A 24,743-nucleotide genomic window follows, 5' to 3' on the forward strand; every position below is an offset into this window, starting at 1 on the left:
GCTTAGATGTCCTGCCACGTCTTTGTTCACACTGTCCACGCCCCTCTTCCTATAAAAAAAGAAAGAAATAGGTTTGTAGTTGTTTAAAAGTACTGTGAATGGTGGGGTACCCGGTATTCCAAAAATGTACCCCAGCTTTCCCACACTGTGTACAGATTTTAGGGTATTGGAAAACAAGGACTTTTTGAAGTTATCCAGAAAGTACCCGTACGGGGTTGTGTACAACTCACCGGTTTATCGTTTTAAAGGGTTGTGCCCGGTACTCGGTACGTCGCAGTTATGAGTTCCGTACAATCCACATGTACCCCGGTACTCAGGTGAGTACTCACAGGCCATTTTTTTACGAGTACCTGAACGGGACTCGAATTGATGCAGGATTTAGTACTAATGCCGACTCCATTACAGAACAGAGATTCGAAACTGCTTTTGGCGAGTGGTTCTTTTTCTAGGCGCAAGATGCTTGAGGATGTTGGACTGGATTTTGATGTCCAGGTTGGAGATGTAAATGAAGACATCCTTAAAGCTGCAGGCAAACGTGAGGGATGGAAGCCTGAGGCTGTAGCTCTTGGGTTGGCTGAGGCCAAGGCGCTTTCTGTCCAGCAGCCAGATGCTTTTATTATTGGCGCAGATCAGATGTTGTCCTGCGATTCCATATGGTATGATAAGCCTAAGGATCTGGCGCAGGCCCGTGAGCAACTTCTGGCGTTAAGAGGCCATACCCATATTTTACATACGGCGGTTGCACTCTGTCGGAATGGTCAGGTGGTATGGCAGCATGTTGACCAGCCCCGTTTGACCATGCGTTTGTTTTCTGAAGCTTTTCTGGACGCCTATTTGCAAACCGAAGGCCCTGCGTGTCTGGCTTCTGTGGGTGCATATCGGTTGGAAGGGCCAGGTTTGCAGCTTTTTGCGTATATAGAAGGAGATTCTTTTTCCATTCAGGGGTTGCCTCTTCTGCCGCTTCTTGAAGTGTTGAGAGAGATGAAGGTGATTTTTTACTGAAAATAGGGGCTTGCCTGTTATGGGCAGACCATGTAAGAGGCTGTGCACAAGAACGATGTGGGGCCATAGCTCAGTTGGGAGAGCGCCTGAATGGCATTCAGGAGGTCGTCGGTTCGATCCCGATTGGCTCCACCAGTTCCCGTCGAAATATCCAATAAAATTGCGAAGATAGTAATCACTTATAGGTTTTTACCTTCTGTTAAGATAAATAATATAGTTTCTTACCAAATATATATCTTATATTTTAGCATGAAACATACACAATTATTAAGTAAATGTGAATACTTATATTATAAAATTGAGAACACTATATTCTGTGTAATGCGCCTCAATATAAATATAAGGCACTTTCATGGTGGAAATTTCTACCTAGTGTTTCTGTTTTGAAGACGTGATGCAATTTCTATGTGTCGTCAGGTCGCCCTACTTGGGGATGCAGGTGGACGCTGTTGATATCGGCCTGTAAGAAAATATACGCTTTTTCGTATTGTATTTCGGGAGCAGCTAATGCCCAGCATAAGCCCATTTGCCGGCAAGCCGGTCGATCCAGACCGCCTTGTTAATATCGATGCCTTGCTTGATGCCTATTACACCCGTAAGCCTGATCCTGCTATTGCAACGCAGCGTGTTGCGTTTGGTACGTCGGGGCATCGTGGGTCTGCGTTGACCACCAGTTTCAATGAAAACCACATTCTGGCGATCAGTCAGGCGATAGCTGACTACCGCAAGGGCACCGGCATTACTGGGCCACTATTTATCGGCATTGATACTCATGCGCTCTCGCGGCCAGCGTTAAAATCCGCGCTGGAAGTATTTGCGGCAAATGGCGTGGAAGTTCGCATTGATGCGCAGGATGGCTATACTCCCACGCCAGTCATCTCGCACGCGATTCTGACTTATAATCGCGACCGCAGTAGTGATTTGGCTGATGGCGTGGTTATTACGCCATCGCATAACCCGCCGGAAGATGGTGGCTATAAGTACAATCCTCCCCATGGCGGGCCGGCGGATACCGATATTACCAAGGTGGTGGAAAACGCGGCCAACGACTACATGGCCAAGAACATGGAAGGCGTAAAGCGCGTCGGCCTTGAAGAGGCGCTGAAAGTTCCCACCACAAAGCGCCATGACTACATTACCCCGTATGTGGATGACTTAGCTGCCGTGGTGGACATGGATGTCATTCGGGAATCCGGCGTGTCCATAGGTATCGATCCGCTAGGTGGGGCTGCAGTGGATTACTGGCAGCCGATCATAGACAAATACGGCATCAATGCTACGATTGTTAGCAAGGAAGTAGATCCGACCTTTCGTTTCATGACTGCTGACTGGGACGGGAAGATCCGCATGGATTGCTCTTCTCCCTATGCTATGGCCCGCTTGGTCGGGATGAAGGATAAGTTCGACATCGCTTTTGCCAATGATACTGATGCTGACCGTCATGGCATTGTGTCGGGTAAATACGGGCTTATGAATCCCAATCACTATCTTGCCGTTGCGATTGAATACCTGTTCAAAAACCGTGAAAACTGGAACGCCCATGCAGGCGTGGGCAAAACGGTGGTTAGCAGCGGCATGATTGATCGCGTGGCTAATGAAATCGGCCGCAAGTTGGTGGAGGTGCCAGTCGGGTTCAAGTGGTTCGTTGATGGTTTGTACCACGGCACATTGGGCTTTGGTGGGGAAGAAAGCGCAGGCGCGTCCTTCCTGCGCCGTGCTGGTACGGTATGGAGTACAGATAAGGACGGCATTATTCTTGGCCTACTTGCAGCCGAGATGACCGCTCGTACCAAGCGTACCCCCGGGGCTGCATATGAGGACATGACAAAACGTCTCGGCACGCCGTACTATGCGCGGATTGATGCCCCGGCTACTCCGGAGGAGAAGGCTATCCTGAAAAATCTATCTCCTGAGCAGATCGGCATGACCGAACTGGCGGGAGAGCCGATCATCACGACCCTAACTAACGCGCCGGGTAACGGGGCAGCCATTGGTGGCCTGAAGGTTTCAGCTAAAGATGGCTGGTTTGCTGCGCGTCCATCGGGTACAGAAAACGTCTATAAAATCTATGCTGAAAGCTTCAAGAGCGAGGCACACCTCAAGGCTATCCAGACTGAAGCGCAAAACGCAATTTCTGCATTGTTTGCTCAGGTAGCTGAAAAGAAAGCGGGCTGATTTTAGCATCACTTCCCATGTCCCTTCATTGGGGCATGGTTGGTGTTGGCGGCTCCTCAGTAAGCATCAAGTGTACCGGCAGGCGTTTTATTCTTCTACTGCTTAAGCTACTTATTCATTTGGAAATGTCAGTGGGCGTAAACGGGGCTTTTGTGCTTTAGTTACCAGCGTATCCAAAGCGGAAAGAAAACGGGATCGATCTGTTTTTCCAAATACGCTTCCACCCGGTGTCATGACACCGGCTGAACGCAAATCTGTCATCAGGTTACGCACTGCCAACGCCATACCAATGGCATCTTCATCCAAAATTCGCCCTTTAGGCTCAAGAACATAGGCGCCTTTTTCAACACATCGCGCTGCCAGCGGAATATCTGCTGTAATCACGATGTCTCTGTCTGATACGCGCTCGGCAATCCAATCGTCTGCCATGTCTGGCCCTGCATCTACCACTATGCGCTCAATCAGAGGTGAATCTGGAACCATAATCATTCTGTTTGAGACAATGAAAACATGCAGATTGTAACGACTGGCCACACGATAGACCTCGTTTTTTACGGGGCACGCGTCAGAATCAACAAAAATACGAATCATATAGCTAATGTGCAGCAGGAAGGCTGCAATCGCAAATTACGGCTTTAGCATGGGGTAATCTCTTCCTTATTATGTAAAGTTGGGGATACTTTGCACGCAATCTTTCTATCCAGAAGCAAAAGCAGAACATTTTTCTTTTAAATTTATGCCTTTTTTCAGACACAAGCCTTTGTCATTAGTCAAAAAGCAGACAAGGTGTTTATGCACTTTGTTACGGTAAAGATTTTATAAGGCGAATCTGATGAAAAAAGTTTTGATGGCTACAGCGCTGACGCTGGGAATGATGACCTCAGCAGTTTCTTTTGCACACGCACAGGAAGCCTCTCCGGCTGTTGGCGCACCTCCGCCGGGTGGCCCGGGCTGTGGTCCGATGCATCATCATGGGATGGGTGGTCCTATTCTGAATCTGGATGGCGTTAAGCTGACCTCTGCTCAGAAGAAAAAGCTGAAAGCTATTTTTGATGCAAACAAGCCTTCAGACCCGAAAGCGGACATGGAGCAGATTCACAGCCTGCACCAGCAGGAACGTGAAGTGCTGACGACACCGGGTCCGGTTGATCAGGCTAAGTTGCAGCAGATTGAACAGCAGATCAGCACCATGCAGACCGAGCGTGCAACACAGCGCCTGCAGGTTGAAACGCAGGTTCATGATATTCTGACCAAGAAACAGCTGAAGCAGATTGCCGAACGCCCTGAACCCCAGATGCCGCCAATGTGCGGAAATGGTGCACCTCCGGCTCCGCCGGCCGCAACCGAAAGCAAATAAGCTTCTACAAAAAAGCTGCCAGATATTCTGGCAGCTTTTTTTATGCCTGAGCATTGATGCGTTGTGTCTGCATTCATAGACAAATGGTGCAGATCAAGAGAAAAAACAGAACGTTTTTTCTCGGTGCCTGATATCATGACAACATCTTCTACCCATCCTGCCCTTTTTAAAAATGGGCTGCCGCTGCAGCTTATCCTGCTTTTGGGGCTTGTTACGGCAATTGGCCCACTTGCTACAGACATGTATCTTCCGGCTTTTCCTGATGTTGAACGGGATTTGGGCGGTGGCGCTGGTTCTGCTCAGTTTACACTGGGGGCATGGTTTCTAGGGCTGGCGTTTGGTCAATTCTCTCAAGGCCCGCTGTCAGATAGGTTTGGGCGCAAGGTTCCTTTGGTTATAGGGCTTGCAGTCTTTGCTGTTGCATCTGCCATGTGTGCTGTGGTGCGGGATTATCATCTGTTCTGTATCATGCGTTTTATTGGTGCATTTGGTGGCTCTGCCAGCGCAGTTATTCCGCGTGCCATTGTAAGAGATGTGGCAACCGGCAAAAAAGGTGCGCATATTATGGCGCAGCTTACACTGGTGTTTGGTGTGATGCCTGTGTTGGCCCCCAGCATGGGGAGCTTGGTGCTGGAATTTGGGAACTGGCGGTGGATATTCTGGAGTGGCACCCTATACGCCATTCTGGGTATGGTTGGCATTATATACATGCTGCCAGATACGCTGTCCCCCGCGCATCGGATGCGCTTGGCGCCTTTCGAAATTTTTACCCGTTACCGCACGATCCTGCGTGAACCTGTTTTTCTTTCCAATGCGCTTATCACAACATTTTCTACTTTTGTGATGTTCGCCTATCTGGGAAGCGCGCCTGTTCTGTTTGAACAGGTTCTTCATTTTTCTCCCACAGCTTTTGGCGTGTTTTTTGGTGCAAATGCTGCTGCTTTTATTTTGGGAACCCAGATTAACGGCAGACTTGTGCATAGGTTTGCCATGCCTGCTTTGCTAGAGGCCGCCATTGTCTGGGCTTTGGTGATGGGCGGCATTTTTGTGGTAGTGGCTTGTTCCGGTTTGGCAGGTCTTGCGCATCCGTGGCTGACATGTGGGCTGATTACATGCATTACCGGCGCATTGGGGTTTATTGGGCCAAACGGTACCGTAATGGCATTTTCACGCCATGCACATCAGGCAGGTAGTGCTTCTGCCTTGCTTGGCACAATGCAGTTTAGCCTTGGCTCATTAAGCAGTGTTCTGGTGGGTATTTTGCCCGGAGGCGGCGCTATTCCAACAGCTATTGGCATGATGACAGGTGTTATCGGCATGGTCTGTGCCAATATCCTGCGCCGCAGGCATACAGACAAAGCAGAGCATGAATATTAAATTAAAGCGCGCAGGGAAGATCTCTGACGTTAATGGCTAGAAGACCTATCAGACGGTTTGCCGTAAATAGCTTGGGTTTGTGGGGTAACAGTATGCCCGTCTTCTGTTTCCATGGATCCAATAGCGCCAGAACCTGCATCGGGCAGTGTTTCGTAACGTTCTTCAGGTTTGGGGGGCTGAGCCTCTGCTGGCTTGCCCTCACGGGCGGCTTGGGCTTCTCGCAGGTTTTCTTCCTGTTCTGCCGCCTTGGCTTCTGCCGGAGCAGCTTCGGGCAAAAAGCGTCCTGGCCGCTCTGGGGGAACGTCAATATTTTCCCCCTCAATAGGCCCGTGACATGCCACCAGCAGTGGAGAGACCAATAGAAGGTTTCCGATCAGGGTGCCTGTTTTTTTCGCCAGAAGCATGGACGGGTTCATTGTAAAGGAGAAAAAGAGAAAACTGTGAGATCAGCTTTCTAGGCGGCGTGCTTCATCTGGCAGCATGATGGGGATGCCATCACGGATAGGAAAGGCAAGACCAGCTTTTTTGCTGATCAGTTCATTTGTTTCAGCATTGTAAGTCAGAGGCCCTTTGGTAACAGGGCACACAAGCACCGAAAGAAGCCGGGAATCAAGCGGAGGTGTGTCAGACATCAGTTCTCTGTTCCTCAGTAAAAGGTTCAGGAAGGCGGGCCTTCCTGTTCCGGACCAGACAGGTCTAGCAGTGTTTGCAGCACCCGCACACGGTCAGTTAGATCTTCGGCATCAAGCAATGCCTGTTTTTCTGCCGGAGGGAAAGGACAGATCATGGGCAATGTTACAAGCAAGATATCATCATCCATCTGTTCCAGCAGAGACCAACGTGCCTGTAGCCCTTTTTTCTGGAAATAACGCCGCATGGAGCCCAGAAGCTTTTCCCGGTCAAACGGAGCAGACGGAATTTCGTTCAGATCCCCAGCAAAAGTGGAAACATCTATCCTTGCTTGCCGATACCCACGTGTTTCTCCTGTTTCACGCAGGAGCCTAAAGCGCGTAAGGCCTGCAAGTGTAACGGCATAAGTTCCATCGGCGCGTTCAGTAAAGGAAACAATCCGGCCAAGGCACCCTATGGGGTACAGTGGCGGGGCGCTGTTCGCTTCATCTTCTTCTTCCCGCCAACGCGGCTGGATCATGCCTATCAGGCGCTGCGTTGCCAGTGCATCTTCCACCAATGCAATATAGCGTGGTTCAAATACGTTAAGCGGCAGTCTTCCTCGTGGCAGAAGAACAACGCCGCTTAACGGAAACAGACCAATTTCCGGAGGGATATCGGCTAAAGTGACATCCCCTAGTTTGGGAACTCGCCGGGGGATGTCATCTTCATCTTGAAAAAATACTGCAGCCAAAAAGTTTTACATCCTCATGAAAACAGCATGGAGGACAGACGACGGCGCGAAACCGCAGTTGCGGGTTCTTCATTACCCCATGCTTCAAAAAAACGCAGAAGCTGCTGTTTGGCAGCCCCTTCCTTCCAGTTACGGTCTGCCTTGATGATATGTAGCAGTTCATTCGCGGCTTCTTCGCGTTTTCCGGCAGCATTCAGGGCTGTTGCCAGTTCGCAGCGTGCTTCAAAATCTTCCGGGTTGGCGGCAAGGCGTGCGTGAATGCTTTCCATTTCCTCTGCCGCCTTGCGTCCTTCCTTTTTCAGGTCCAGCGCAGCGCGTGCGCCAGCCACTTCCGGGCTATCGGTTATTTTAGCAGGTACATCTGCCAGAGCGGCAACAGCGGCATCTTCATCATCCAGCGCCAACATCGCGCGGATAAGCCCACCCCATGCACGTGGGTTTTCTGGCTCTTCCCCAATAACAGAGGAATACAGTTCTGCCGCACGGGCTGGCATTTCAGTTTCCAGCGCCACATCTGCTTCACGCAGTTGTTCTGTTGCAGGCAGAATGCCGCCACCGCTGCTTTTTAGAATGTTTTCGACAAACTTCTTGATTTCGCTTTCCGGCAAAGCGCCTTGGAACAGATCCAGAATCTGCCCTTTCCAGAAGGCCGCAACCAATGGAATAGACTGTAGCGGCAAGCCAACCTGCGCAAGCTGCCCAGCTAGAGCACGGTTTGCTTCAATATCAATTTTAACCAAGCGCACTTTGCCACGTGCTGCTGTCACCACTTTTTCCAGCACAGGAGCAAGTTGCTTGCATGGGCCACACCAATCTGCCCAGAAATCAACTAACACAGGAACAGAACGGCTTGCTTCAATCACATCCTGCATGAATGTGGCCTGAGACCCATCCGTAATCACGGGTGCCGTGCTCTGAGGTGCTATGGTGCCGTTTTGTGTATCAGACTGCGGCTGACCGAGAAGGTGTTCCATATGTTCCTGTATCCTTAATCCAATGCTGCGGTCAGTATGGAAAATATCCTTCTGGCCGACTTTGATCTGTTTATATGTTCTAGATGGTCAATCAGAGCATGATGCGCAATGGCAATTAGGGCATGGCTTGCCCATATCAGATTAAAGACAATGGCTGTCGCCGCCTTATCACGCATTGCATGAAGGTGGCCTTAGGCGGCATACTAGGACAAAACAGGAACGGCGGCAGATTTCTTACATGAAAAAATCAGAATTTTCCGGTCAGCAGAGCATCCGGGTGCGTGGTGCGCGAGTTCATAATCTAAAAAACGTGGATATTGATATCCCGCGTGATAAGCTGACAGTCATGACTGGGCTTTCTGGGTCTGGCAAATCTTCTTTGGCGTTTGATACAATCTACGCTGAAGGGCAGCGCCGCTATGTGGAAAGCCTTTCGGCCTATGCGCGCCAGTTTCTGGAGTTGATGGGCAAGCCGGATGTAGATTCCATAGAGGGTCTTTCCCCGGCAATTTCTATTGAGCAGAAAACAACATCAAAAAACCCGCGTTCTACCGTTGGTACTGTTACGGAAATTTACGATTACATGCGCTTGCTTTGGGCGCGGGCAGGCGTGCCATATTCTCCAGCTACCGGGTTGCCAATTGAAGCGCAAACAGTCACCCAGATGGTTGACCGTATTATGGCGTTGCCGGAGGGAACACGCCTGATGCTTCTCTCCCCCGTTATTCGTGATAGAAAAGGGGAATACCGGAAGGAACTGGCAGAGCTTCAGCGTAAAGGTTTTACACGCGTAAAAGTAGATGGAACGCTGTACGAAGTTGATGATGTTCCTAGCCTGAACAGAAAGTTACGCCACACTGTAGAAGTTGTGGTTGACCGTGTTGTGGTAAAAGAAGGGCTTGAAACGCGCCTTGCAGACAGCCTTGAAACAGCCTTGGGGCTTTCTGATGGCATTGTGTATGCTGAAGAAGTTTCAAAAGATGAAAACAAGAAAACAGAAAAGCTTGTTTTCTCATCACATTTTTCCTGCCCAGTAAGTGGGTTTACACTGGAAGAAATTGAGCCTCGGCTATTTTCTTTCAATGCGCCACAAGGGGCGTGTCCGGCTTGTGATGGCATTGGTGTGGAAACCTACTTCAACCCGCATCTTATTGTGCCGGATGAAAGCCTTAGTCTTACAAAAGGTGCTATAGCGCCATGGAAAGATGCGAAATCTCCATTATTGGAACAGACGCTTGAAAGTTTGGCACAGCATTTTTCTGTAAATATGGATACACCATGGAAGGATCTTCCAGAAAATGTGCGAGACGGTATTCTTTATGGCACTTCTGAAAATGTAGATTTCACCTATAAAGATGGCAGGAAAAGCTATGTTGTTTCCAAACCATTTGAAGGTGTTATTAAAAGCTTAGAAAAACGCTTGCGCACTACAGAAAGCATGTGGGTAAGGGAAGAACTTTCCAGATATCAATCTGAAAAAGCATGTCATGTGTGTGAAGGTGCGCGATTGCGGCCAGAGGCGCTTTCTGTGCGTGTAGCTCATAAGAATATTGCACAAGCCTGTGAGTTACCTATAGGGCAAGCTCTGGATTGGTTTGATACAGTTCTGCCAACCCTTACGCCGCAAAGGGCCGAAATTGCACGCCGTATCCTGCGTGAGATTTTAGAACGTTTGAAGTTTCTTGATGATGTGGGATTGGAATACCTTACCCTTTCAAGAAGTTCAGCAACCCTTTCTGGGGGGGAAAGCCAGCGTATTCGCCTTGCTAGTCAGATTGGTTCCGGGCTGACAGGTGTTTTGTATGTTCTGGATGAACCTTCTATTGGCCTTCATCAACGTGATAATGAACGTCTGCTTGGCACATTGCAGCGTTTGAAAAACCTTGGAAATACTCTGATTGTTGTTGAACATGATGAAGATGCCATTAGAAGTGCAGACTGGCTTGTGGATATGGGGCCGGGTGCGGGTGTGAATGGTGGTACAATTGTTGCCCAAGGTACACCAGCAGAGGTTGCCAAATCTCCCGATAGTTTGACAGGAGCCTATCTTTCTGGGCGCAAGAAAATTGATGTTCCTGCTGAACGTCGGAAAATAAATAAAAAGAAAATTCTGACAGTTGAAGGTGCTACAGGCCATAATCTGAAAAATGTAACAGCCCGTTTTCCGCTTGGTACGTTCACCTGTGTAACTGGTGTATCGGGTAGCGGAAAATCTACACTGGTTATTGATACACTCTATAAAGCACTTTCTCGCCAGTTGATGGGGGCAGGCACATCTCCAGAACCTTATAAGCGCATTAAGGGGATGGAGCTGCTAGACAAGATTATTGATATTGACCAATCCCCTATTGGGCGCACACCGCGTTCCAACCCGGCAACCTATACAGATCTTTTTACACCCATAAGAGATTGGTTTGCGGAACTTCCTGAAAGTAAAGCAAGGGGTTACAAACCCGGCCGCTTTTCCTTCAATGTAAAAGGTGGGCGTTGTGAAGCATGCCAAGGTGATGGTGTTATTAAAATTGAAATGCACTTTCTGCCAGATGTGTTTGTAACGTGTGATGCCTGTAAAGGGCAGCGCTATAACCGTGAAACACTTGATATTAAGTTCCGCGGTAAATCCATTGCCGATGTGCTTGCCATGAGTGTGGATGAAGCTCTCCCTTATTTTTCAGCCCAGTCTCGTATTAGGGATAGGCTGGCCATTTTGCAAAAAGTTGGGTTGGGATATGTCGCATTAGGGCAGCAGGCCACGACCCTTTCAGGGGGAGAAGCGCAGCGTGTTAAGCTTTCCAAGGAACTGGCACGTAGGGCAACGGGGCGCACTCTGTATATTCTGGATGAACCAACAACAGGGTTACATACGGAAGATGTAAGAAAACTTCTGGAGGTTTTGCATGCTCTTGTTGATCAGGGAAACACAGTTGTTGTGATCGAACATAACCTGGAGGTTATAAAAACGGCAGACTGGATTATAGATGTTGGCCCAGAAGGTGGTGATGGTGGTGGACAAATTGTTGCCGAAGGTACACCAGAAGATATTGCAGCATGCCCGGAAAGTTACACAGGCCGGTTTCTTGCTCCACTGTTAGTGAAAAAATAATGAAAAAATCTTTTTTTTCTTTAGCTATTATCGGGTTTTCTGCTCTGTTTGCAAATGGAGCAGAAACGCGCAATGCAGTGGCAGAAACAGCATGCTCTGCCCTGCCCTCTTCTGTGCTGTTTGAAAAACAGACATGGACAGAAATTCAGTCTGATATTGCGTGCGGGGTTACAACTATTATTATTCCCGTTGGTGGAACAGAACAGAGTGGGCCCTATATAGCTGTTGGCAAGCATAACACACGTGTTATGGACATAGCGCAAAAGATAGCTGAAAAATCCGGAAAAATCCTTGTAGCACCAGTTGTTTCATATGTTCCAGAAGGTGGGATTTCTCCCCGCACTTCGCACATGAAGTTTCCGGGAACCATCACAATACCCGCAGATGTTTTTGAGAAATTGATGGCGTCTGCGGCAAAAAGTTTTCAGGTACAAGGGTTCCGTCTGATTGTTTTTATTGGCGATCATGGCGGTTATCAGAAATCTTTGGATAAAGTGGCTACGCAACTTAATAAGGAGTGGTTTGGCACCCAAGTTCAGGCTCTTTATGTAAAGCAATATTATAGCGTCATACCGCATCAGTATGCTCAGTGGCTTAGCCAGCATGGATATGCAAAAGATGTTGGTATGCATGCAGATATAAGTGATACATCACTCATGCTGGCGATTGATCCAACAATGGTAAGACTGGATGCATTACAAAAATCTGGCACGCCATCTAGCGTGCAGGGTATTTATGGGGGAGATCCGCGTAAAGCATCGGCCAGTTTGGGGCAAATAGGTATCAATATGCAGATAACTGCGGCAATTTCTGCTATTAACGATGCGCGAAATAAATAAGTGGAAGTTGTTTTATAGAGTAGAAGGTAGGTTTTCTACTTAAAAAAGATTAGAATAGACCTTATTAAGGCACCATGATAAATCCAACCTGATATAATAGATAAATCATGGTGCCAGAGATAATGAGGTATAGTGTAATGGCTTCCAAAGCCTATTTGATAGCAGCAACGACTTTAGCTGCGGTAATGAGCGCTGGAACGGCAGCATTTGCGCAGGATACAACGCCGGTGGCTCCGCCGATTCAGCCTCCGGTGGCTGAAGCTCCTGCACCTGTAACCGCACCCGTTTCTACCCCTGTTCCGGAAAACGCAACAACTTTAGCTACAAAGATTGAAACAATACCGGGTATGCCCCCCGTTATTGATCCAAATAACCTTTATAGTGAAACGCGGGCCGATAATATTGCACCGGAAGTAGCACAAGATCCAGCGCGTATTTATGTGCCAAATCTGCGCTCAAATGATGTTTCTGTTATTGATCCTGCAACTTCAAAAGTAGTGGATCGTTTTTCTGTTGGTAAAAGCCCACAACACGTTGTGCCATCGTGGGATCTACGCACATTATGGGTAACCAATAATGCAGAAGGCACAACAAATGGTAGCCTGACGCCAATAGATCCGCGCACAGCCAAGCCTGGGCCAGCTGTGCAGGTGGACGATCCTTACAACATGTATTTTACGCCAGATGGCAAATCAGCCATTGTTGTAGCAGAGGCGCGTAAGCGGCTGGATTTTAGAGACCCGCATACAATGGCTTTGCAGGAATCTGTTGAAGTTCCGCAATGTAAGGGCGTGAATCATGCTGATTTCTCGATTGATGGACGTTATGCCATTTTCACATGTGAATTTGGGGGGCACCTTGTAAAAGTTGACACCGTAAATAAGAAAGTTTTGGGTTATCTGGCGCTTTCAAGTGGTGGCATGCCACAGGATATTCTGATCTCTCCAAATGGAAAAACCTTTTACGTTGCGGATATGATGGCAGACGGCGTTTTCCTTGTTGATGGGGATACGTTTAAGGAAACAGGCTTTATCCATACGGGTGTGGGTACGCACGGTTTGTATCCTAGCCGCGATGGTACAAAAATGTATGTAGCTAACCGTGGTTCTCATAAAATTCATGGTAAGCCGCATAGCAAGGCTGGTGGTGTTTCTGTAATTGATTTTGCAACCAACAAGATTGTGGCTGATTGGCCTATTCCTGGTGGGGGTAGCCCCGATATGGGGAATGTAAGCGCAGATGGTAAAAGCCTATGGCTTTCCGGGCGGTTTGATGATGTTGTTTACAGAATCAACACCGATGATGGTTCCATGATCAAAATCCCGGTTGGTGCGGAACCCCACGGTCTTACCGTATGGCCGCAGCCTGGCCGGTATTGCATCGGTCATACAGGTATTTTACGTTAAAAGTAGAACCTAAAGAATGTTTTTGAAAAAAGCCTTTCTTGTTTCAAGAAAGGCTTTTTTTATGGGATATAGGAAAGCGGTATGTCTGATTTTCAGAATGAAAATATTGAAAATAATAATGCAAAAAACAAACTTTCTTCATTTCAAAAATTATCTCCTGCGCAGGAGTTGCTGAAGAAAGATATTCTTGAGTTTTGCAAAGATCATCAAAAAGATGAACACGCTATTTTTGTTATAGAAGGTAATGCAGGAACGGGAAAAAGTCTTGTGATAAATTCTATTTTTAATGATTTGCAGCATATGTCCAGGAATGATCATCTGGGAGGCTGTTTTTCGGGTAAAGAAAATTATCTTATTGTGAATCATCCTGAAATGATGAAGCTATATACGAATATTTCAGAAGATTTCCCATATATCAGGAAAAAGGATTTTGAACGCCCAACAACATTTATAAATAAAATGAATAAATTAGGAAAAAGGGCGGATGTTGTTCTGATTGATGAAGCACATCTTCTTTTAACACGTTCTGATAAATACAATAGATTTAACCAAAACAATCATTTGGAAGAGATTATAAAACTTGCTCGTATTGTTATCCTTGTGTTTGATGAAAAACAGGTTTTAAAGTTTAAAAGTTATTGGAATAAAAAAACGCTTTCAAAAATACTAGAAGATTTCCCGGCAAGGGCATTCTATCTGACAGATCAATTTCGAATGCATGCAAACGCGGATGTTCTGGAGTGGATAAAAAATTTCTGTTCAAAAAAAGTGACATCTTTCCCAAAAAAGCAGAATTTTGATTTCAGATGCTTTGAAGATGCTCAAGAAATGTACGAGTTGATCAAGCAGAAAAACAACCAGTATGGATTGTCACGCATTGTGGCAACTTATGATTACCCATACAGGTTGGATGGAAAAGAGCACTTTATTGATGAAGGGCGTTTTCATTTACGGTGGGATCTCTCAAAACCAGACGAAAAATTGCCTTGGGCAGAACGGCCAGATACCATCAATGAGGTTGGATCTGTTTATACAGTGCAGGGGTTTGATCTGAACTATGTGGGCCTTATTCTGGGCCCTTCCGTTACGTATGATGCACAAGCAGATTGCTTGCGCCTAGACCCGGCGCGGTATGAAGATGGTGCAGCATTTGCGGGCAAAGATGCCTTGGCTCAACCAGAACAGGTTAAAGAGCAAATCATGCTCAACGCTATCAATGTGCTTATGACAAGATCCGTAAAGGGGCTCTATATTTACGCGCATGATTCAGCTTTGAGGGAAAAATTGCTGCAAGAGCAATCATTGCGCAGCTAAGCCCTTCCTTAATGCTGGAAGGCCGAGAGCTTCTCACTTCATAACTGCATGGCAGATTTGCCGAACGGCAAGGGAAACATTCTGTCATGTAAAATTAAGGAAAGTTGATTATTCAAAGAAAATTAACCTCAAAAGAGCTGTTTTTCTTTGGATACAGGACTTGTTTCGTACGCATTCTAATGCCAACTGAAAGGTAACAAGTTCTCTTTCCTCATTACTCAGGCTCAACTGGTCATGTTCATAGAAACCGAAGGCACACCTAATCCTGCTACGCTCAAATTTCTGCCGGGGCAGGCTGTTATGGGCGATGCTGGCACTATTGATTTTATTGATGCTGATGCCGTAGCCGGTCGTTCTCCTTTGGCTGAGGCTTTGTTTGCCCTTCCGGGTGTTTCCCGTGTGTTTTTAGGGAATGACTTTGTGTCTGTAACAAAAGCAGATTCCGAAGATTGGGAAGAACTGCGCCCGCAAATTCTGTCCACTCTGATGGATCATTTTGTGGCAGGGCATCCTGTGGTGGCAGAAGGCGTGGCGGTTACAGAAGATGCAACCGCGCCGGAAGACGAAGAAATTGTAACCCAAATTAAGGAACTGCTAGACACACGCGTACGCCCAGCCGTGGCAGGTGATGGCGGAGATATTGTTTTCCGTGGTTATCGCAATGGCATTGTACGGCTGACCATGCAGGGGGCTTGTTCGGGGTGTCCATCTTCCCGCGCAACACTCAAGCATGGTGTAGAAAACATGCTACGCCATTACGTGCCAGAAGTGGTTTCTGTTGAACAGGTAGATTAAGCACACTGCACCTGTCTGCTTTTGTCGCGCTTCAAAGCGTGGCATAGTAAAGCAGGCAGGTGTTTTTTATGCCTGCCCTTTCAATGATAGATGCAAGACAGGGCAAGATACATATGCTGGATGAAAACGGGCTGGATCTCCTTTTCAGAAAGGCGCGTACGCCCCTCCGCTGGACAACCCGCACAGTTGAAGAAGATGTGCTGCGCCAGCTTTATGATCTCACAAAATTTGGCCCAACATCCGGCAATTGTAGCCCTGCCCGGTTTGTTTTTATTACCGGTTCAGATGGGCGTGAGAAACTGCGCCCAGCTTTGTCTGCGGGCAACGTTAATCGGGTTATGGGGGCGCCTGTTATTGCCATTGTCGCGCATGACCCATTGTTTTTTGAACAGTTGCCGCGTTTGTGTCCGCAGGAAAACCTGCGTTCATGGTTTGCATCAGACGTTGGGTTGGCAGAAGAAACTGCTTTTCGTAACGGCACGCTCCAGGGGGCTTATATGATTATGGCAGCGCGTGCCCTTGGGGTGGACGCTTTGCCTATTTCTGGGTTTGACCAAGCGTTGGTGGAAGATGCTTTTCTGGCCGAACAAGGGTGGCGCGCAAATTTTCTGCTGTGTCTGGGATATGGAGATTTTGAAAACCAGCCACCACGTGCGCCTCGTTTGGCGTTTGAAGAAGCCTGCTGCGTGGTTTCATGATGGTACAGCGTATTCTGGTTCTGGATGGTAGCCCGGCAGGAGAGTCGGCTTGTGGAATGGCTGCATGTGTTCAGGTTGAGAGGGATAAGCTTTTGGTGCTGCATGCCGAGGTTGTTGCTGGCAAGCAGGCAGCAGAAAGCATTAATCTTCTTGCCGATAAGGTTTTACAACAAGCAGGATGGGGCGCTGAAACCGGCGTACAGCCAGACCTTGTGGCCGTGGTTGTGGGGCCGGGATCTTTTACAGGGTTGCGGGCATCTTGTGCTGTAGCCGCTGGGTTTGCACTGGGCGCAGGCTGCCCAGTGGTGGGCGTAACACGAGCAGAAGCACTGACACCTGCACTGGATGCAGAATTGCAGAGGTATCCAGAGTTAAAAGGGTGGATGGTGATAACGCCAGCGCGTCGTGGCCGAGTGTTTGTAGAGGATGCTCAGCAAGTCCGTGCCGTCATGATAGCCAATTGGCATCCGCCAGAAGGAAGCTGGTTGGTGGCGGGGGATGCCTGTGAGGCTCTTTCTTTTTCACATGCTGTTTACTCTCCATTACACACACCAACACCAGAGCAAATTGCAAGTGCAGCGTTAAAGCGCCAAATGGGTAAGCTGCCTTTGCTAGATCCTGTTCCACTGTACGTAGATCCGCCAGAAGCCAAGCTCCCGGCGGATGGATTAAGAGCCAAACCAGTTTGACTGTGCATGTGCAGGAAGCCAGCGTTGTTTACGCACCTTTGCTGGCTAATATACATACCCAGTGCTTTGGTGCAGGCGCACAGTGGGATGAAGCAGCCATAACGGCTTTGCTGTCATCTCCGGGTGTGCAGGCAGGTCTGGTTATGGTGAAAGATCAACCAGCGGGCTTTATAATGTTGCGAAGCGTGGTGGATGAAGCAGAGGTTTTAACCATCTGCATTCTGCCAGAAAATAGAAAGCGCGGTTTGGCGCAACGTTTGCTGGCATGGTGCATACAGGTTGGGCAGCATAATGGGATGCAAAACCTGTTTTTGGAAGTGTCTGTAAACAATCAATCCGCCAGAGCCCTGTATGAAAAACAGGGCTTTGAAAAACTGGGTTTACGTAAAAAATATTATGAAGATGGATCGGATGCCTTGGTTTTGGGTCGATCCTGCCAAGCAGTAAGCCCTTAGCCAAACAGAAGTAACTCTGCATAACCAAGGGCTGTTATTTTAGAAGCGGCTTAAAGGGCGCGGTTACCGATATCTGTGCGCCATATTGCTCCATCCCACGAAATGGTTTTAACGCCTTCGTAAGCGCGTTCTTGCGCCTGTTTCACGGTATTGCCCAACGCGCAAACAACCAGCACGCGCCCTCCGGCTACAACAAGTTCTCCCGCAGCATTCAGCTTGGTGCCCGCTTGAAACACCTGCACATCAGGTAGTTTGTTGGCGTCTTCGATACCGGAAATCACGGCACCCTTTTCTGGCGTGCCGGGGTAGCCACGGGCTGCCATTACAACGCAAACAGATGCTTGATCGGAAAATGTGACAGGGGCTGTATCCAGCTTATCTTCAGCAAGAGCCTTTAGGGCAGGAAGAAGATCAGACGTTAGCCGAGGCAGCAGAGCTTCGGCTTCCGGATCACCAAATCTAACGTTGTATTCGATTAATTGAGGGCCACTTTCTGTTAGCATCAGTCCCGCAAAAATAACGCCCCGGAAAGGTGTGCCACGGCGCACCATTTCTTTCAGCATAGGGCGTACCATCACATCGAGCGCAGCTTCCTGTTCTGCCCGACCAAAGCTTTTTGGAGGAGAAACCGCTCCCATTCCACCGGTATTGGGGCCTGTATCTCCATCTCCAATGCGTTTGTGGTCTTGGGCAGCGCCAATCAGCGTGGCTGTTTCTCCCGCACAGAACGCAAAAAGCGAGACTTCCTCACCAATCAGGCAATCTTCAATCACCACGCAGCGGCCTGCATCCCCAAGTGAGCCACCGGCCATCATGTCCTGCACAGCGCTTTCGGCTTCGGCCAGTGTGGTGGCCACCACAACGCCTTTTCCGGCGGCCAGACCATCGGCCTTGATAACAATGGGTGCGCCTTTTTCACGCACGTATGTTAAAGCAGCGTTTACGTCCGTAAACCGTTCCGCCTGTGCTGTGGGAATATTGGCGGCATAGCAGATTTCCTTGGTAAAGCTTTTGCTGCCCTCAAGCCGGGCGGCGGCCTGTGTGGGGCCAGCGCAGGCCAGCTTGGCGCGGGCACAGGCATCTGCCAAACCAGCTACCAACGGAGCTTCCGGGCCGGGAATAACCAGATCGACTTTTTGTTCCAGAGCAAACTGCACAAGTGCAGGAACATCCTGCGCACCAATGGGCACGTTTATACCAAGTTCTGCTGTGCCGGGGTTGCCGGGTGCGATAAACAGGGCTGAAAGTTCCGGAGAACGGGCAAGTGTTGCGGCCAGCGCATGCTCCCTGCCGCCAGATCCAACCAGAAGTACCCGCATTGTTTTCTCCTGCATCTTGATGTTCTGCTCTTTTCAGGGCGAGCGTCTGTAGCATAGGTTAGCCGCATGACCGAACAGTTTGACATTCCATCGGCCAGTAACAATGTGCCGGAATTTACCGTTTCAGAAATTTCGGGGGCTATCCGGCGTACGCTGGAGGGCACGTTCAGCCGTGTACGTGTGCGTGGTGAGATTACGGAACTTAAACGCTACCCCTCCGGGCATGTGTATTTTTCGCTCAAGGATGAACGGGGCAAGATTTCCGGTGTGGTGTGGCGTGGTTCGGTTTCCCGTCTTGGTCTGGTGCCAGAAAACGGGGTGGAGATTATCGCCACCGGCAAGATTTCTGCTTATGGTGAGCGCTCCAGTTACCAGCTTGTTGTAGAGCGGATGGAATATGCGGGCGAAGGCGCTTTGCTGGCCCGTATTGAACGCTTGCGCTTAAAGCTGGCGGAAGAAGGGCTGTTTGATACAGCCCGCAAAAAAGACATTCCGCTTTTGCCGCGTGTGATCGGGGTGGTAACATCACCTCAAGGTGCTGTGCTGCATGATATCTGTACAACTCTGCAAAGGCGCTTCCCCCGACCTGTGATTGTCTGGCCCGTGCCCGTACAGGGAGAAGGGGCAGCAGCCCGCATTGCTGCGGCTATTGATGGATTTTCGCAGCTTGACGGGCTGGGCGCCGTGCCACGGCCAGATGTGTTGATTGTGGCGCGCGGTGGCGGATCATTAGAAGATCTGATGGCTTTTAATGATGAAGCTGTGGTGCGTGCGACGGCTGCATGCTCAATTCCGCTGATTTCTGCTGTAGGACATGAAACAGATACAACCCTGATTGATTTTGCATCAGACAGGCGTGCGCCAACACCCACAGCTGCCGCAGAAATGGCCGTGCCAGTGCGCACGGAACTTTTGGCGGATATTGAGCACCGAAATGCAAGGGCAGTGGGCGCGCTTTCCCGTTTGCTGCAAACGGCCCGCTTAAGGTTGGATCGTGCATCTTCCGCCATGCCGGACCTGCCAAGCCTGTTGCAGACAGCGCGTATGCAGTTGGATGACAGAGGGCGGCGGTTGGATGTTGCCTTGCCCGCTTTGGTGCAGCGGCGTAAGGCGGATCTGGTTGCGGTTGAACGTCATATGCCTGCGGTTGAAACCTTATTGGCAGGGCGGCGCACACGCTTGGCCGTACTGGCAAACATGTTGCAGGCCAGCATGGCGCATACATTCCAAAGGCAGGATGCCCGGTTGGGTCGCTTACGGATATCCCCTGCCCCATTGCAAGCATTGGTGCGGGAAAGACGCACAGCTCTTGCTGGTATTGCCGGGCAGTTAGAAGCTATTTCCCCCCGTGCGGTATTGGCCCGTGGGTACGCGCTTGTTACCGCAGAGGGGCGGCCAGTGACCAGTGCTGAACAACTCAGTGATGGTGAGCGTGTAGAACTAACATTTGGTGATGGCGCGCGTCCGGCTGTTATTGGTGATGGCACACACCGCCCCAAGCAAGGTGTACTGGAGCTGTAACACACCGAGTTGAGATGTACTGCCAATCGGGTTTATGATCTGCCAAATATAAACCACGCGGGCGGAGGGGCCCGCGCCGTCAGGAAAGAATAAAGCGCATGTCCATCCGTTTTTCTGTTGGTGTTGCCAGCCTGTGTCTGGCAGGAGGGCTGCTGGCAGGGTGTGCGCCTCAGCAGGGGCATCGTATTCCACCACAAAGCTTCGCTCCGGGTCTGACAACCGAGCCATCAGCTACCAATGATAGCCATTTGACGAATGACCCTTCCGCACCGCTGAACACACCATTGTGTGGAACAGCTGCGCGTGAAAATATGGCGATGGGTGTGCAAAATTATCCGCAGCCCCTTTCTTCTGGCAATTCTTGCGTGCAAAATGCATGCTTTGATACCCAGACAGGCACCTATATTGCCTCTGATGGTACAAAAAGAGTGTGCCGATAATGCATGCATGCTCTTTTCCCAGCGGCAATTTGCTGGTAGGAAAAGGGCCACGCTGCGAGAGTGACGGAATTGGTAGACGTAGTCGACTCAAAATCGACCGCCCGAAAGGGCTTAGGGGTTCGAGTCCCCTCTCTCGCACCAGATTTCTTCTCCCCCTATTCTGGCCAAGGTTATGACAGCCGCTTCCTTATCCGTTCTTCCTCGTCCGGCCAGCCGTCCCCTTAATCCATGCTTTTCTTCTGGCCCTTGCGCAAAGCGGCCGGGTTGGAATGTATCGGCGCTGGCAAATGCGTTGGTTGGGCGTTCGCATCGCTCTGCGGAAGGGCGTGCACGGCTGAAAGAAGTTATTGATCGCTCCAGCGCCATTTTGGGAGTGCCTGAAGGGTGGCGCGTAGGAATCGTGCCAGCTTCTGATACTGGCGCTGTGGAAATGGCCTTGTGGTCCATGTTGGGGGAACGCCCAGTAGATGTGTTGGCGTTTGAAAGTTTTTCTGCACTATGGGCGCAGGATATTGTCACCCAGCTTAAGCTCGAAAATACACGAGTTTTGAAAGCCGAATACGGCAGCCTGCCAGATATGGCGCAGGTTGATTGGAACCACGATGTGGTGCTGGCATGGAATGGCACCACCTCTGGTGTGCGCATTCCTTCAGCAGATGTCATTCCGGCGCAACATGGTGGGCTGGTGATCTGTGATGCGACATCTGCTGCGTTTGCAATGGATCTGCCGTGGGATCGCTTGGATGTGGTTACATGGTCTTGGCAGAAAGCTTTGGGGGGTGAAGCCGCACATGGCATGATTGCCCTTTCCCCCAAAGCTGTGCAGCGGTTGGAAAGTTTTCAGGCTCCGCGCCCACTGCCAAAAGTTTTCCGTATGACCAATAAGAATGGTCTGATTGAAGGCATCTTTCGGGGGGATACCATCAACACGCCTTCTATGCTGTGTGTAGAAGATGCGTTGGATAGCCTGAAATGGGCAGAAGGTGCTGGTGGCCTGGAAGGGCTGAAAGCACGCAGCCAAGCCAATCTGGCTGAAGTGACCATGTGGGTGGAAAAAACGGATTGGGTAGAGTTTCTGGCCCAGAAGCCTGAGGAACGTTCTTCCACAGCAATCTGTTTGCGTATTGTGGCCCCATGGTTCTTGGCCCTTGAGCGTGATGAACAGACTAAAACAGTCAAGAAAATGCTGGCCGTTCTGGCAGAAGAAGGCATTGGGTTTGATCTGGCCAGTTACCGTGATGCCCCTGTGGGCCTGCGTATCTGGGGTGGTGCTACGGTAGAAGCCGCAGATGTGCGTGCATTATTGCCTTGGTTGGATTGGGCTTTTACTCAGGTTGCGCCGCAGTAATTAAATTTTTTAGCGTTATACAGCATTAAAAAAGGCGGAGGGAATTTTCCCTCCGCCTTTTTTGTTGGATGAAGCCGCACCTATTAGAAAGGTGCGTCAATGTCCACGATGTCGATCAGCTTGGTATTGACGAATTCTTTCAGGCCAAGGTCAATCAGTTCACGACCAAAGCCAGAACGTTTCACGCCACCAAACGGCAGATCAGCTTTCACCATGGTTGGGTGATTGATGTACACCATACCGGTGTCCATTTTGCGTGCGAGTTCAGCAGCTTTTTCTTCGTTCTGAGAGAAGATGGAACCACCCAGACCGTATGGAGAATCGTTGGCGATTTCTACAGCATGATCTGCGTCTTTCGCGCGGAACAGCATGGTAACTGGGCCAAAGAATTCCCAACGGCGCGCCGGGTTGCTTTCATCCAGATCTGTTAGAATAACAGGGCGGAAGAAGCAGCCTTTGTTGGGCATTTCCAGCGGAACTTCTTCTGCCTTTGCACCGTGTGCTACGGCTTCAGAAACCTGCTTTTTCAGATCTTCTACAGCACCGCGGGAAGAAAGCGGCGGCATGGTGGTGTTGGGGTCCATCGGATCCCCCATACGCAGGGCGCTTACGCCTTTGCGGTACAGTTCTACAAACTTGTCGTAAACGCCGTCTTCCACAATCATGCGCTTGGCGTTAACGCACACCTGCCCGCCATTCCAGTGGCGGCCAAAAACAGCCCATTTGGCAGCTTTTTCAATGTCTGCATCGTTCAGCACGATCAGCGCATCGGAGCCACCAAGTTCCATGATACACTTTTTAAGTGCGCCACCGGCTGTAGCAGCAATTTTGGCGCCCGCGCCTTCAGAGCCTGTTAGGGCAACACCACGCACGCGCGGGTCCTGAATAACCGTGGCAAGCTGGGAATGGGATGGATACAGGTTGATAAAACCACCTTCTGGCAACCCGGCATCCAGCATCAGTTTTTCCATGGCGGCAGCACACTGCGGCACATTGGAAGCGTGCTTTAGGATAACCGTGTTACCAGCAGAAAGCTGAGGGGAGATAATGCGGGCAACCTGATAGAACGGGAAGTTCCACGGTTCAATCGCAACGATAATCCCCTGCGGTTCGTACACAAGTTTGGCACGGCCTTCCTGCGGGTCTGCTACGGGCAGATCCTGTGGCTCCAGCAGCTTTTCAGCATTCTTGGCATAGTATTCGAAAATAGCGGCGGACAATTCCGTTTCTGCCTGAGCTTCGGCAAAACGCTTGCCCATTTCAAGGGTCAGCAGCTTGGAATACTCATCCAGATTTTCGCGCAGCAGATCGGCTGCTTTTTGCAGAATGCGTGCACGATCAGCATGGGAGAAGTTTTTCCATTTCTGGAAAGCTGCATCACCCTTGGCAATTGCTGTTTCAATTTCCGCATCCGTGGTGGTGGGGAACGTCTTCACCTGCTCTTCGGTGAAGGGATTGATTGTTGCATAAGCCATCAGAATAACCCTTCTTTTGTTTCTGAGGTTAGGAGTTGCTCAGTTGCGGAAGTCCAGAACCACGCGGCCTTCCACCCGACCGTTCTTGAGCGCATCAAAAATTGCGTTGATGTTGTCAATCCGATCCGTTGTGGTGACAGATGTTACCTTCCCTTCTGCAAAGAAGGAAAGAGCTTCAATCATGTCCAGCCGTGTGCCTACTATGGAACCGCGAATGGTAATGGCATTCATGACCATGTCAAAGATAGAAATTGGGAAATCACCCGGTGGCAGGCCATTTAGCACCAATGTGCCCCCTGCTCGCACATACCCCATAGCCTGAGAAAACGCTTTGGTGGAAACAGCGGTAATCAATCCCCCGTGCACGCCACCAACCTTTTCCTGCATAAATGTTGCTGGGTCTGTGTTTCTGGCGTTAACAGTGTACATGGCACCAAGCTTTTTGGCGGTTGCCAGTTTTTCATCATCAATGTCTACCGCCACAACATTTAGTCCCATTGCTACGGCGTATTGCACGGCCATTTGGCCTAATCCCCCAACGCCAGAAATGGCTACCCAGTTCCCTGCTCGCGTATCTGTCATCTTCAGGCCTTTATAAACGGTCAGGCCAGCGCATAGTACGGGGGCAACTTTTACGGGGTCCACGCCTTTGGGCAGATGGGCAATATAATTCGGATCAGCCACCACGTATTCGGCAAAGCAACCGTTTACGGAATAGCCCGTTTCTTCCTGCTTCGGGCAAAGGGTTTCCCACCCTGCCAAACAGTGCTCGCAATGGCCGCAGGCAGAATAGAGCCAAGGCACGCCTACAACATCGCCTTCCTTCACCCAGTCTACTTCGCTGCCAACTTGTACCACAGTTCCCACGCCTTCATGACCGGGAATAAACGGCAGATGTGGTTTTTTTGGCCAGTCTCCGCTGGCAGCATGCAAATCTGTATGGCACACGCCGCAGGCTATCATCTTAACCAAAATCTGTGTGGGTTTAATGGTCGGGATGTCCAGCTCTTCAATGGTTAATGGTTTGCCAAATTCATGAACTACAGCGGCTTTCATTTTTCCGGACATGATATGCTTCCTTATATTTTACAAA

The 24,743-nt window shown here is 49.6% G+C and carries 23 protein-coding genes and 2 tRNA genes; 17 read left to right on the top strand and 8 right to left on the bottom strand.

Going from position 1 to position 24,743, the window contains the following annotated elements; genetic code table 11:
* Positions 1 to 369: 369 nt before the first annotated feature.
* From WG31_RS00005 to pgm, 3 genes are all read left to right on the top strand, one after another.
* Positions 370 to 1,002 (top strand): Maf family protein, encoded by a 633-nt coding sequence (locus WG31_RS00005; protein WP_035353107.1) that lies wholly within the window; start codon positions 370 to 372, stop codon positions 1,000 to 1,002.
* 59 nt (positions 1,003 to 1,061) lie between these two features.
* Positions 1,062 to 1,137 (top strand) — tRNA-Ala (locus WG31_RS00010).
* A 372-nt stretch (positions 1,138 to 1,509) separates the two neighbouring features.
* Entirely contained in the window at positions 1,510 to 3,177 is a 1,668-nt protein-coding gene (gene pgm / locus WG31_RS00015) for a phosphoglucomutase (alpha-D-glucose-1,6-bisphosphate-dependent) (RefSeq protein ID WP_063353237.1), read from the top strand.
* A gap of 111 nt (positions 3,178 to 3,288) precedes the next feature.
* Here the strand turns inward: pgm and WG31_RS00020 are convergent, their stop codons facing one another.
* Positions 3,289 to 3,768, bottom strand: a complete 480-nt coding sequence (locus tag WG31_RS00020; RefSeq protein ID WP_063353238.1) for a YaiI/YqxD family protein — start codon at positions 3,766 to 3,768, stop codon at positions 3,289 to 3,291.
* 241 nt (positions 3,769 to 4,009) lie between these two features.
* On the opposite strand from WG31_RS00020, the gene WG31_RS00025 reads away from it, so the two are divergent.
* On the top strand, positions 4,010 to 4,534 hold the full coding sequence (locus WG31_RS00025) for a Spy/CpxP family protein refolding chaperone (RefSeq protein WP_006116598.1): 525 nt from the start codon (positions 4,010 to 4,012) through the stop codon (positions 4,532 to 4,534).
* A gap of 135 nt (positions 4,535 to 4,669) precedes the next feature.
* A complete protein-coding gene (locus tag WG31_RS00030) occupies positions 4,670 to 5,911 on the top strand; it encodes a multidrug effflux MFS transporter (RefSeq protein ID WP_063353239.1) in 1,242 nt (413 codons plus the stop codon).
* A 29-nt stretch (positions 5,912 to 5,940) separates the two neighbouring features.
* Here the strand turns inward: WG31_RS00030 and WG31_RS00035 are convergent, their stop codons facing one another.
* The 4 genes from WG31_RS00035 to WG31_RS00050 are packed head-to-tail and all read right to left on the bottom strand — an operon-like array spanning position 5,941 to position 8,248.
* The gene (locus WG31_RS00035) at positions 5,941 to 6,327 is read right to left on the bottom strand and encodes a hypothetical protein (RefSeq protein WP_063353240.1); all 387 of its coding nucleotides are present in this window, start codon (positions 6,325 to 6,327) and stop codon (positions 5,941 to 5,943) included.
* A gap of 30 nt (positions 6,328 to 6,357) precedes the next feature.
* The gene (locus WG31_RS00040; protein WP_003623252.1) at positions 6,358 to 6,543 is read right to left on the bottom strand and encodes a Trm112 family protein; all 186 of its coding nucleotides are present in this window, start codon (positions 6,541 to 6,543) and stop codon (positions 6,358 to 6,360) included.
* A gap of 26 nt (positions 6,544 to 6,569) precedes the next feature.
* Positions 6,570 to 7,274 carry an LON peptidase substrate-binding domain-containing protein gene (locus WG31_RS00045; protein WP_006116601.1) on the bottom strand — a complete coding sequence of 235 codons (705 nt, stop codon included), beginning with the start codon at positions 7,272 to 7,274 and terminating at the stop codon, positions 6,570 to 6,572.
* A gap of 14 nt (positions 7,275 to 7,288) precedes the next feature.
* The gene (locus WG31_RS00050; protein ID WP_063353241.1) at positions 7,289 to 8,248 is read right to left on the bottom strand and encodes a tetratricopeptide repeat protein; all 960 of its coding nucleotides are present in this window, start codon (positions 8,246 to 8,248) and stop codon (positions 7,289 to 7,291) included.
* Between the two features lie 238 nt (positions 8,249 to 8,486).
* Between WG31_RS00050 and uvrA the strand changes: the two genes are divergently transcribed.
* The 8 genes from uvrA (at position 8,487) to rimI (ending at position 17,547) form a co-directional block, all read left to right on the top strand.
* Positions 8,487 to 11,351 (top strand): excinuclease ABC subunit UvrA, encoded by a 2,865-nt coding sequence (gene uvrA / locus WG31_RS00055; RefSeq protein ID WP_063353242.1) that lies wholly within the window; start codon positions 8,487 to 8,489, stop codon positions 11,349 to 11,351.
* A complete protein-coding gene (locus tag WG31_RS00060) occupies positions 11,351 to 12,190 on the top strand; it encodes a creatininase family protein (protein ID WP_063353243.1) in 840 nt (279 codons plus the stop codon). The genes uvrA and WG31_RS00060 overlap by 1 nt, the downstream gene beginning before the upstream one ends.
* A 107-nt stretch (positions 12,191 to 12,297) precedes the next feature.
* The gene (locus tag WG31_RS00065; RefSeq protein ID WP_082823092.1) at positions 12,298 to 13,596 is read left to right on the top strand and encodes a YncE family protein; all 1,299 of its coding nucleotides are present in this window, start codon (positions 12,298 to 12,300) and stop codon (positions 13,594 to 13,596) included.
* 81 nt (positions 13,597 to 13,677) lie between these two features.
* On the top strand, positions 13,678 to 14,910 hold the full coding sequence (locus WG31_RS00070) for a DUF2075 domain-containing protein (protein WP_063353245.1): 1,233 nt from the start codon (positions 13,678 to 13,680) through the stop codon (positions 14,908 to 14,910).
* A gap of 234 nt (positions 14,911 to 15,144) precedes the next feature.
* Positions 15,145 to 15,705, top strand: coding sequence for a NifU family protein (locus WG31_RS00075; RefSeq protein ID WP_006116607.1), 561 nt, complete (start codon positions 15,145 to 15,147; stop codon positions 15,703 to 15,705).
* Between the two features lie 68 nt (positions 15,706 to 15,773).
* Positions 15,774 to 16,403, top strand: a complete 630-nt coding sequence (locus WG31_RS00080) for a malonic semialdehyde reductase (RefSeq protein WP_063353246.1) — start codon at positions 15,774 to 15,776, stop codon at positions 16,401 to 16,403.
* Positions 16,400 to 17,092 carry a tRNA (adenosine(37)-N6)-threonylcarbamoyltransferase complex dimerization subunit type 1 TsaB gene (gene tsaB, locus WG31_RS00085; protein ID WP_063353247.1) on the top strand — a complete coding sequence of 231 codons (693 nt, stop codon included), beginning with the start codon at positions 16,400 to 16,402 and terminating at the stop codon, positions 17,090 to 17,092. The genes WG31_RS00080 and tsaB overlap by 4 nt, the downstream gene beginning before the upstream one ends.
* 2 nt (positions 17,093 to 17,094) lie before the next feature.
* Positions 17,095 to 17,547 carry a ribosomal protein S18-alanine N-acetyltransferase gene (gene rimI, locus WG31_RS00090; RefSeq protein ID WP_193562040.1) on the top strand — a complete coding sequence of 151 codons (453 nt, stop codon included), beginning with the start codon at positions 17,095 to 17,097 and terminating at the stop codon, positions 17,545 to 17,547.
* 50 nt (positions 17,548 to 17,597) lie between these two features.
* Here the strand turns inward: rimI and purD are convergent, their stop codons facing one another.
* On the bottom strand, positions 17,598 to 18,881 hold the full coding sequence (purD, locus tag WG31_RS00095) for a phosphoribosylamine--glycine ligase (protein WP_006116611.1): 1,284 nt from the start codon (positions 18,879 to 18,881) through the stop codon (positions 17,598 to 17,600).
* A 51-nt stretch (positions 18,882 to 18,932) separates the two neighbouring features.
* Between purD and xseA the strand changes: the two genes are divergently transcribed.
* From xseA to WG31_RS00115, 4 genes are all read left to right on the top strand, one after another.
* Positions 18,933 to 20,387 (top strand): exodeoxyribonuclease VII large subunit, encoded by a 1,455-nt coding sequence (xseA, locus tag WG31_RS00100; RefSeq protein ID WP_063353249.1) that lies wholly within the window; start codon positions 18,933 to 18,935, stop codon positions 20,385 to 20,387.
* 98 nt (positions 20,388 to 20,485) lie between these two features.
* Complete coding sequence (locus WG31_RS00105) at positions 20,486 to 20,827, top strand: hypothetical protein (RefSeq protein ID WP_006116613.1); 342 nt, start codon at positions 20,486 to 20,488, stop codon at positions 20,825 to 20,827.
* Between the two features lie 54 nt (positions 20,828 to 20,881).
* A tRNA-Leu gene (locus WG31_RS00110) sits at positions 20,882 to 20,968 on the top strand.
* A gap of 31 nt (positions 20,969 to 20,999) precedes the next feature.
* The gene (locus WG31_RS00115; RefSeq protein ID WP_063353250.1) at positions 21,000 to 22,175 is read left to right on the top strand and encodes a phosphoserine transaminase; all 1,176 of its coding nucleotides are present in this window, start codon (positions 21,000 to 21,002) and stop codon (positions 22,173 to 22,175) included.
* Between the two features lie 83 nt (positions 22,176 to 22,258).
* On the opposite strand, the gene WG31_RS00120 is transcribed toward WG31_RS00115, so the two are convergent.
* Positions 22,259 to 23,650 carry an NAD-dependent succinate-semialdehyde dehydrogenase gene (locus tag WG31_RS00120; protein ID WP_006116615.1) on the bottom strand — a complete coding sequence of 464 codons (1,392 nt, stop codon included), beginning with the start codon at positions 23,648 to 23,650 and terminating at the stop codon, positions 22,259 to 22,261.
* A 39-nt stretch (positions 23,651 to 23,689) separates the two neighbouring features.
* Positions 23,690 to 24,718: an alcohol dehydrogenase AdhP gene (gene adhP / locus WG31_RS00125; RefSeq protein ID WP_063353251.1), complete on the bottom strand. Its 1,029-nt coding sequence runs from the start codon at positions 24,716 to 24,718 to the stop codon at positions 23,690 to 23,692.
* Positions 24,719 to 24,743: the final 25 nt, after the last annotated feature.

This window comes from Acetobacter oryzifermentans (genome assembly GCF_001628715.1).
Classification (GTDB): domain Bacteria; phylum Pseudomonadota; class Alphaproteobacteria; order Acetobacterales; family Acetobacteraceae; genus Acetobacter; species Acetobacter oryzifermentans.